This window comes from Rhizobium sp. UFLA01-1127, from assembly GCF_059803845.1.
In genome coordinates, this window is record NZ_JAUQTZ010000218.1 from 1 (window position 1) to 6,778 (window position 6,778).

The following is a 6,778-nucleotide window of genomic DNA, read 5'->3' on the forward strand; positions in this document are numbered from 1 at the left end:
TGCACTTCGCCATAGAGCGAGACATATATGTCGCCCGTCTCCTCATTGGCACGCAGGTTGATGAGCGGGTCCTGCTCTGCGAGTTGGCGTAGGGCCAGCCAGAGGGCTGCGTTTTCCGAAGGGCGCATCGAGCGGATGCGCGTTTCCAAGGTGGGTGGCGCGAAGTGGCGAAGCGTGCCGGGCGGTCTTTCGGTGCCGATCCAATCGCCGATGCGGGCATTGTGCAGTCCGCCGACTTTGGCGATCTGCCCTGCGCTGATCTTTGCGACCTTGTCTGTCTGGCCGTCCTTGAAAAGCTGAAGACTGCTGATCTTTACCGGGCCGCTCGCCGTTTCGATATCGTCGCGAAGACCGATCGTGCCCGACGCCAGGTGGAGATAGGCGAGCTTCTCGCCGCCCCATCCCCATTCGATCTTGAAGATTGTCCCGGAAACCGGGCTGTCGGGGTTCGGATGTCGGCTGGGCAGCAGGGTTTCGATCGCCGAGATCAAAGCCGGGATGCCGAGGCCCCGTATCGCCGCGCCGGCAAATGCCGGGTGGATCAGAGACTTCGCCACCTGATCGGTAAGGGCCTGCTTCAGCCTTTGCGGCGTCAGGCGCTCCGAGGCCAGAACGTAATCCCCCAGCAAAGCCTCGTCATTTGATGAAAGCGTTTCGCATAGGCGCGAGAAATGGGGTTCGCTTTCGATATCGGCGGCTTCCACTGTGGCGAGCCTGCTGCCGGCGTCGTGGACGATCGACATTGCGACGGGACGAACCGCCAACTGGTTCGCAATATCCTCGAGAACCTCATCATAGCGCGCGCCGAGGCGATCGACCTTGTTGATGAAGAACACGAAGGGAATGCTGAGGCGGCGCAATGCCCTGACGAGCACGCGGGTCTGCGATTGCACGCCCTCAACCGCCGAAACCACGACCACGGCGGCATCGGGCAATTGCAGGATTCGTTCGATCTCAGCAATGAAATCCGGGTGACCCGGCGTGTCGATGAGGTTGACCGTCACGTCGCCGACGGTGAAGGAAACCACCGCAGCGACGATAGTGATACCGCGCTGTTTTTCGAGTTCGAGATTATCTGTCTGCGTGCTGCCGGCATCGACGCTGCCAAGCCTGTCGATTATGCCGATATCGAAAAGGAGTCGTTCCGTAAGGCTAGTCTTGCCCGCGTCTACATGGGCGAGGATGCCTAGATTCAATGTGCGCATGGTCCATCATCTTCTCAGAATTTCGGATGTGATTTTCGTGAGAAGTGAGTCGGCGCATTGGGTCCTCCACGCGGTTTCGATGTCGGCTTGCCCGCCTTCCGTTTGAGAGGCGGGCACTCATTTTTACAGACGTTTCGCGGAATCCGTCAAGCTTTGCCTGATTTCCACTTAAGGCTTAGCTCTGCGTGCGGCTTGTTCAGAGTTCGGGATGATTACCCAAAACAAAACCGGCCACGTCAGGCGCGACCGGTTTGAATTCATTGCGGATTGTCTGAAGCTCAGTTGCCGCCGAAGGCCGTCTGCAGCAGGGTCAGCTGTGCCTTGACGCTGTTCTGGTTGTCCGGAACGATCGCGGGTTCCGTCGGGCGGTAGATTTCGCGGTCGAGGATGGCGACGCGGTTCTGGAGGCGCAGCGAGCGTTCGACGAGATCGCGGAAAGATTCCGGCAGATCGTTCCAGCCCGGAGCACTACGGTCGACGTTGAAGCCGTCGAGGCGAACCTTGTTCTTTTCGGCGAGTACCTGATCGCGGGACATTTCACCGTTGTTGACGGCGCGCTGCAGCAGCAGCCAGGAAGCCATCTGCATGAGGCGGGTCGTGAGCCGCATGGATTCAGCGGCGTAGAGCACCGAGGCCATGCGCGGCAGAACCTTGGAGGCGGCGCGGCCCTGGCCGTCGAGATAGCCGGCGGTTTCCTCGACCAGCGACATGCCTTCAGAATACAGTGCCCTGAACTGTGCCGAGGATGCGGCGTGGCCAGCAAAGCTGATCGTGTTCAACCCAAGTTCCGACATCGAATAAATCCCTGCTTCACGCAACACTTTTGTTCAGGAAAAGCCGGTCAAGTCCCTAAGAGCTTTCGGCATCCGCTTTTATGACTTTAAGATGCTGGTTTTAACTGAAATTCGCAAGGTGATTCTTAAGAAAGGGTTAATCTCCACAGTTTCGGCAAGGACCGCGACACAGGTCGAAAAAGAAGAGCCGCAAAAGCGGCTCTCAAGGTAAAACAGGGAGAAAAATCAGACCAATTCGCCAAGTGGAGGAACTGTCTGAGTCCAGAACGAATCTGGATGGTCATAGTAATATGTCGTAAAGCTTAATATTCAGTTGAGCATGCCTTAAACCCGGGCTGCGCCGCACAGATTTCGTGCTGCCGCCAAACGCCGTCAAGCAAGTGCTTCAGAAGCGGAAAAGACTGTCCGCCGCCTTGCGGCCGGAGGCCTTAGTGGCGATTTCCGCTTCCAGCCGGGCTATCTCGTCCTGGAGCAGCGCCACGCGGCTTTTCAACTCGTCCACGGACAGCAGCGACAGATCGCTGCCGATCTCATGGGCGGACGGCTGCTTCGGGCGGTCATCGTCGAATATGCTCATTTCGGCTCCTCCTTCCCTTCAAGAGGGATCAGGTGCCGTAATTTACAGTTACATCGTCCTTTTTTGAAGTCTCGCTTCGCGCCAGCGCCATGCTCTCCGGCGTGATCATCTGTGCGTTGGCCGAGGGCATGGTCGTGTAGGCGTCGCGATCGCCGGCCGGCTTTGCGGCGCGCATGCGGCTGCGGAAGATCGAATAGGAGGTAATCAGCACATGGGCGATGGCGGTAACGAAGAACAGCGAGTAGGGGCCGATGGAGGACATGACGGGGCCGCTCAGCGTCGGGCCGATGATCGTGCCGATGCCGTAGAGCAGCAGCAGACCGCCCGAAACCTTGACGAAATCCTCCGGCGCGGCGAAGTCGTTGGCATGGGCGACGGCGATCGGGTAGAGCGTGTTGGCGACGGCGCCATAGATGACGACCATGCCGATGAGGAAGAAGGGGCTGCCGGGCTTCAAAAGGAAGAGTAGGATGCCATCCAGAGCGGCGATTGCAGCCATGCCCGCCAGCACGTAGCGGCGGTCGATGCGATCCGAAAGGCGGCCGGCGGGCAACTGCATGACGGCGCCGGCAAAGATGGTCAAACTCATCATCAGCGCGATATTGCTTTCCGAAAGGCCCGCATTGGCGCCGAAGACGGCGCCGAGCGTGCCGTAGGCGCCATTGGCGATGCCGACGAGCAGGATGCCGATCGAAGCGACGGGCGAATTGCGGTAGAGCGCCCTCAGGTCGAGGCTGACGGCCTTGAGAGGCTGCGGCGAGGCGGCGGTCGACAGCGTGGTCGGCAGCATGGCGACGCAATAGCAGATGCCGCACATCATGAAGAGGATGGGCGTATGGATATCGGCGAAAGGCACCATCATCTGGCCGGCGACGGCGCCGATCAGCGTAATGCCGATGTAGAGCGAGAAGATCGCGCCGCGGCTTTCATTGGTGGCGCGCTCGTTGAGCCAGCTTTCGATGATCATCGAGGTGCCGGCAGTACAGAAGCCGGTTACGGCGCGCAGCGCCACCCACCAGATGGGATCGACGATGATGCCGGTCAAAAGCGCGATAATGGCGATGACGGAGATGAAGCCCGAGAAGGCGCGCACATGGCCGATGCGTCTGACCAGCTTCGGCGCCGTCAGGCAGCCGAGCACGAAGCCCGTTGCCCATGTCGTGCCGAGCAGGCCGAGCGTCGTCGTCGCATAGCCTTCCGCCGTGCCTCGCACGGGCAGCAGCAGGCTATGCAGGCCATTGCCCGTAAACAGGAACAGCGTGCCGAACAGCAGCGCGAGTACCGGCAATATGTTTCTTTTCATGCTCCCCCACCTTAATGCGGATCCATTTCAGGAACCGACAAGGCAGGATCCCGCCCTGCCTGTTTTCGCTATTGATTGTGTCCCGGATTGCCGCTATCGGCCTGTGGAAACAGTCTGTTGGCGCGGAAAAATGTCCGTCCTATGACATTTAGAGCATGATCGCGAAAGCGGTGCAGCGGTTTTTGGTCGCGGCTGCCCTCACTCTTGCATAAACGGGGAAAAATAGCGTGACAAAAGCCATTGCGGTGCTGCTCCTGCTCGCCATGGCAGTGCATCTCGTCAAGCCTTTGGGGTTGCCGGGCCTGAGGCGCAGGGCCGATTTTTGGAAGATTGCCATCTTCGCCTTCGCGATCTGGACGGTCGCGCTGCTCGTCAACGAGGTGTTTTAGCGCATTTGAGCCAGGATTCGGGACTTCAAGCCCGTCACACGCGGCTACCTAAAGCCGGATCTCCCCGCGCATGACGCAGATGCTGCTGCCCGACAGCAAGACTTCGTTTACCGTGCCCGCAGATTTCCGGACATCGACGCCGATAGTGCTGCGTCTTCCCATCTCCACACCCTGTTCGATGGCGATTTTCACCTCCGCATCCTGCGCGGGGAGCAGGGAGGTCAGATAGGCGCCGAGTGCGGCGGAGGCGCTGCCGGTTGCCGGGTCTTCCGTCACATTGTCGAGCGGGGCAAACATGCGGCCGCGGATAGCCCACGGGTTTTCAGGGGAGCGCATGTAGAGAAAGAGTGAGAAGCCGGTCTTGTCTTCCTTATGCCGCGCGGCCGCCTCGGCAAAAATAGCGGCATTCGGCCGTGCCTTGCCGAGCGTTTCGAGGCTGTCCAGTTCCGCAAAGGCGAAGGGCAGACCGACCGATGCGAAGACCGGCGCGTGGGTTGCATGGCGGATCGATTGCGGGTCGATCTGCACGCAGGCGGCAATCAGCTCGTCGGCAATGGTCTCGCCGATCGTGAGCTTGCCTGGCGCGCGAATGCTTGCGCCTGCAACATCGCTACCATTGCGCAACAAGGTTATCTCCACGAGCCCGGCATCCTCTTCGAAGGTCAGCCGGTCGCCGGTGGGTTTTCCAAAGATCACTTGCTGCTGGCCGAGGACGAAAGCGGTGCCGACATTGGGGTGGCCGGCGAAGGGGATTTCTGCCGTCGGCGTAAAGATGCGGACGCGGGCTGTATGCTCCGGGTTTTCCGGCGGCAACACGAATGTCGTTTCCGAATAGCAGAATTCGGCCGCGATCTTCTGCATGGCCTCGCTGCTCAGGCCGCGGGCGTCCGGAATGACGGCTAAGGGATTGCCGACGAAGCGTTCGGATGTGAAGACGTCGACGGTGACATAGGCGACAGTGTCCATGGCGGTTCCCGGCAGTTTTAATCGAACTGTCAGGATTTAGCCGCTGCCCGGACGAACCTGGAAGCAGGAACTTGTGCCGGTGACAAGTTCGCCAGCGACCTCTTTGGGAGCAGTGCCCTTTACGTCGCGTCCTGCAAGTCTGCGGCACGCATCGGGATTACTTCAATTGCTCTGGAACTGCTTGAGCACGCTGGACCAGAGCTCGACCAATTCGGCACTGCCTGCATCGCCCGGTTTCGCGCGTACCGCAGTGTGCACGAGGACCAAATGTGTCGTTGGATCGACGAGAATGCGCTGGCCTGCCCGGCCGTCCAGAAAAAACGTTCGGCGTGGACCGGGCATGAGCCAGGTTTGATAGCCATAGCCCCAGGGATTCTTCTCGTGATCGACTGCGAGGAATGAGCCTTGCGTAACCGGCTGCGTCGCATCCAGCAGCCATTGGCGGGGTATGATCTGCCGGCCGTTCAGGGCACCGTCATGAGCGAGCAGCAGTCCAAAGCGGGCATAGTCGCGAAGCGTCGCGCTGAAGCAGCAGTAACCGACTTCCTGGCCTGTGCCGTCGACCTGCCAATTTGCGCTGGCTTCCGCGCCCATCGGTTGCCATATGCGGGTCTGGAGATAGTCCGACATGCTCATATGCGTGGCGTGGGTCAGGACCAGGCTCAGCCCTTCGGTATCGAGATTGCTGTAATGCCATACCGTATCGGGAGGCGCGACCCGCTTGTTGAACCGCGATACGGCCGTAATGGGGTCGAGCTTTTCCGGTCCAAGCAATGAGTTGCTGAGATGAATGTTGTCGTCGGGATTGCCGAAGTTCTCGGTGAAGGCGATGCCGGAGGCCATATGCAGCAATGCGCGGATCGGCGTGCCGCCCATCTCCGTGCCTTTCAGCTCCGGCACATAGGTCTCAACGGTATCGTCGATCGAGTGGATGGAACCTTCGGAGATCGCAATTCCGATCATCATGCCGGTCAAGGTTTTCACCATGGATTGCGAGACAAGCCGGTCGCGGTCGGTGCGGCCATATTGGTAGTGTTCGAACAGGATCGTGTCGTTGCGGGCAATCAGCAATCCCGTGGTGGGGTTGGTGCCGAGATATTTCGGCAAAGAGGCGGTTTCCGTGCCGAACGTGAACTTGACCGAAATCTCGGATGGGGCACGTAAGAGCGGTAGCGGGTGCTCGGCGGCGGCGATAGTGTGTGTTGGCGCAAGCTGGTCGGCATGGCTGAAGTTGCCGATCATGTTGCGTTGTTCGCTAAGCGGCAGACCGACGGGATATCCGAGTTTCTCACCGTAAGCCTCTGCATCTGGTCCGGTCGACGAAAAGATGGGAACGGCCATCTGCAACTGTTGGGCGCGCACAATATCTATTTGAGCAACTAACACTATAGCAAAAACGGCTATAAAACTGCGCCAAGCAAGCATATGGCAACCCCTCTATTTCGCCCTTTATTACAAGTGGAGCACCTAGATGTGGAGCCTCAAGAGGTTGTCGCTGGATAGATTGAGGCGACTGATGGGTGTCTTTGAATTTAGGCTGCCAT

7 protein-coding genes are annotated in these 6,778 nt (G+C 59.3%); 1 reads left to right on the forward strand and 6 read right to left on the reverse strand.

Features of this window, described 5'->3' with window-relative positions; all coding sequences use genetic code 11:
* The 4 genes from Q4Q11_RS30295 to Q4Q11_RS30310 form a co-directional block, all read right to left on the reverse strand.
* Nucleotides 1–1,205 (reverse strand): GTP-binding protein (locus Q4Q11_RS30295; RefSeq protein WP_498571790.1); only part of this gene is annotated, 1,205 nt, incomplete at its 3' end.
* A gap of 278 nt (nucleotides 1,206–1,483) precedes the next feature.
* The gene (gene rcdA, locus Q4Q11_RS30300; protein WP_113213580.1) at nucleotides 1,484–1,999 is read right to left on the reverse strand and encodes a protease adaptor protein RcdA; all 516 of its coding nucleotides are present in this window, start codon (nucleotides 1,997–1,999) and stop codon (nucleotides 1,484–1,486) included.
* 385 nt (nucleotides 2,000–2,384) lie between these two features.
* Nucleotides 2,385–2,576, reverse strand: coding sequence for a DUF1192 domain-containing protein (locus tag Q4Q11_RS30305; protein ID WP_112503119.1), 192 nt, complete (start codon nucleotides 2,574–2,576; stop codon nucleotides 2,385–2,387).
* Nucleotides 2,577–2,604: 28 nt separating this feature from the next.
* Nucleotides 2,605–3,879: an MFS transporter gene (locus tag Q4Q11_RS30310; protein ID WP_113222729.1), complete on the reverse strand. Its 1,275-nt coding sequence runs from the start codon at nucleotides 3,877–3,879 to the stop codon at nucleotides 2,605–2,607.
* Between the two features lie 227 nt (nucleotides 3,880–4,106).
* On the opposite strand from Q4Q11_RS30310, the gene Q4Q11_RS30315 reads away from it, so the two are divergent.
* Nucleotides 4,107–4,268, forward strand: coding sequence for a hypothetical protein (locus Q4Q11_RS30315; protein WP_498571791.1), 162 nt, complete (start codon nucleotides 4,107–4,109; stop codon nucleotides 4,266–4,268).
* A 48-nt stretch (nucleotides 4,269–4,316) separates the two neighbouring features.
* Here the strand turns inward: Q4Q11_RS30315 and Q4Q11_RS30320 are convergent, their stop codons facing one another.
* Nucleotides 4,317–5,234 (reverse strand): PhzF family phenazine biosynthesis protein, encoded by a 918-nt coding sequence (locus tag Q4Q11_RS30320; protein ID WP_498571792.1) that lies wholly within the window; start codon nucleotides 5,232–5,234, stop codon nucleotides 4,317–4,319.
* A gap of 162 nt (nucleotides 5,235–5,396) precedes the next feature.
* Entirely contained in the window at nucleotides 5,397–6,575 is a 1,179-nt protein-coding gene (locus Q4Q11_RS30325; RefSeq protein ID WP_498571793.1) for a serine hydrolase domain-containing protein, read from the reverse strand.
* Nucleotides 6,576–6,778 lie beyond the last annotated feature (203 nt).

What these genes read in the sequence shown, in the direction of transcription:
- Q4Q11_RS30320 (WP_498571792.1), bottom strand. Translation starts at nt 5,234, where the DNA reads ATGGACACTGTCGCCTATGTCACCGTCGACGTCTTCACATCCGAACGC.
- rcdA (WP_113213580.1), bottom strand. Translation starts at nt 1,999, where the DNA reads ATGTCGGAACTTGGGTTGAACACGATCAGCTTTGCTGGCCACGCCGCA.
- Q4Q11_RS30325 (WP_498571793.1), bottom strand. Translation starts at nt 6,575, where the DNA reads ATGGCCGTTCCCATCTTTTCGTCGACCGGACCAGATGCAGAGGCTTAC.
- Q4Q11_RS30305 (WP_112503119.1), bottom strand. Translation starts at nt 2,576, where the DNA reads ATGAGCATATTCGACGATGACCGCCCGAAGCAGCCGTCCGCCCATGAG.
- Q4Q11_RS30310 (WP_113222729.1), bottom strand. Translation starts at nt 3,879, where the DNA reads ATGAAAAGAAACATATTGCCGGTACTCGCGCTGCTGTTCGGCACGCTG.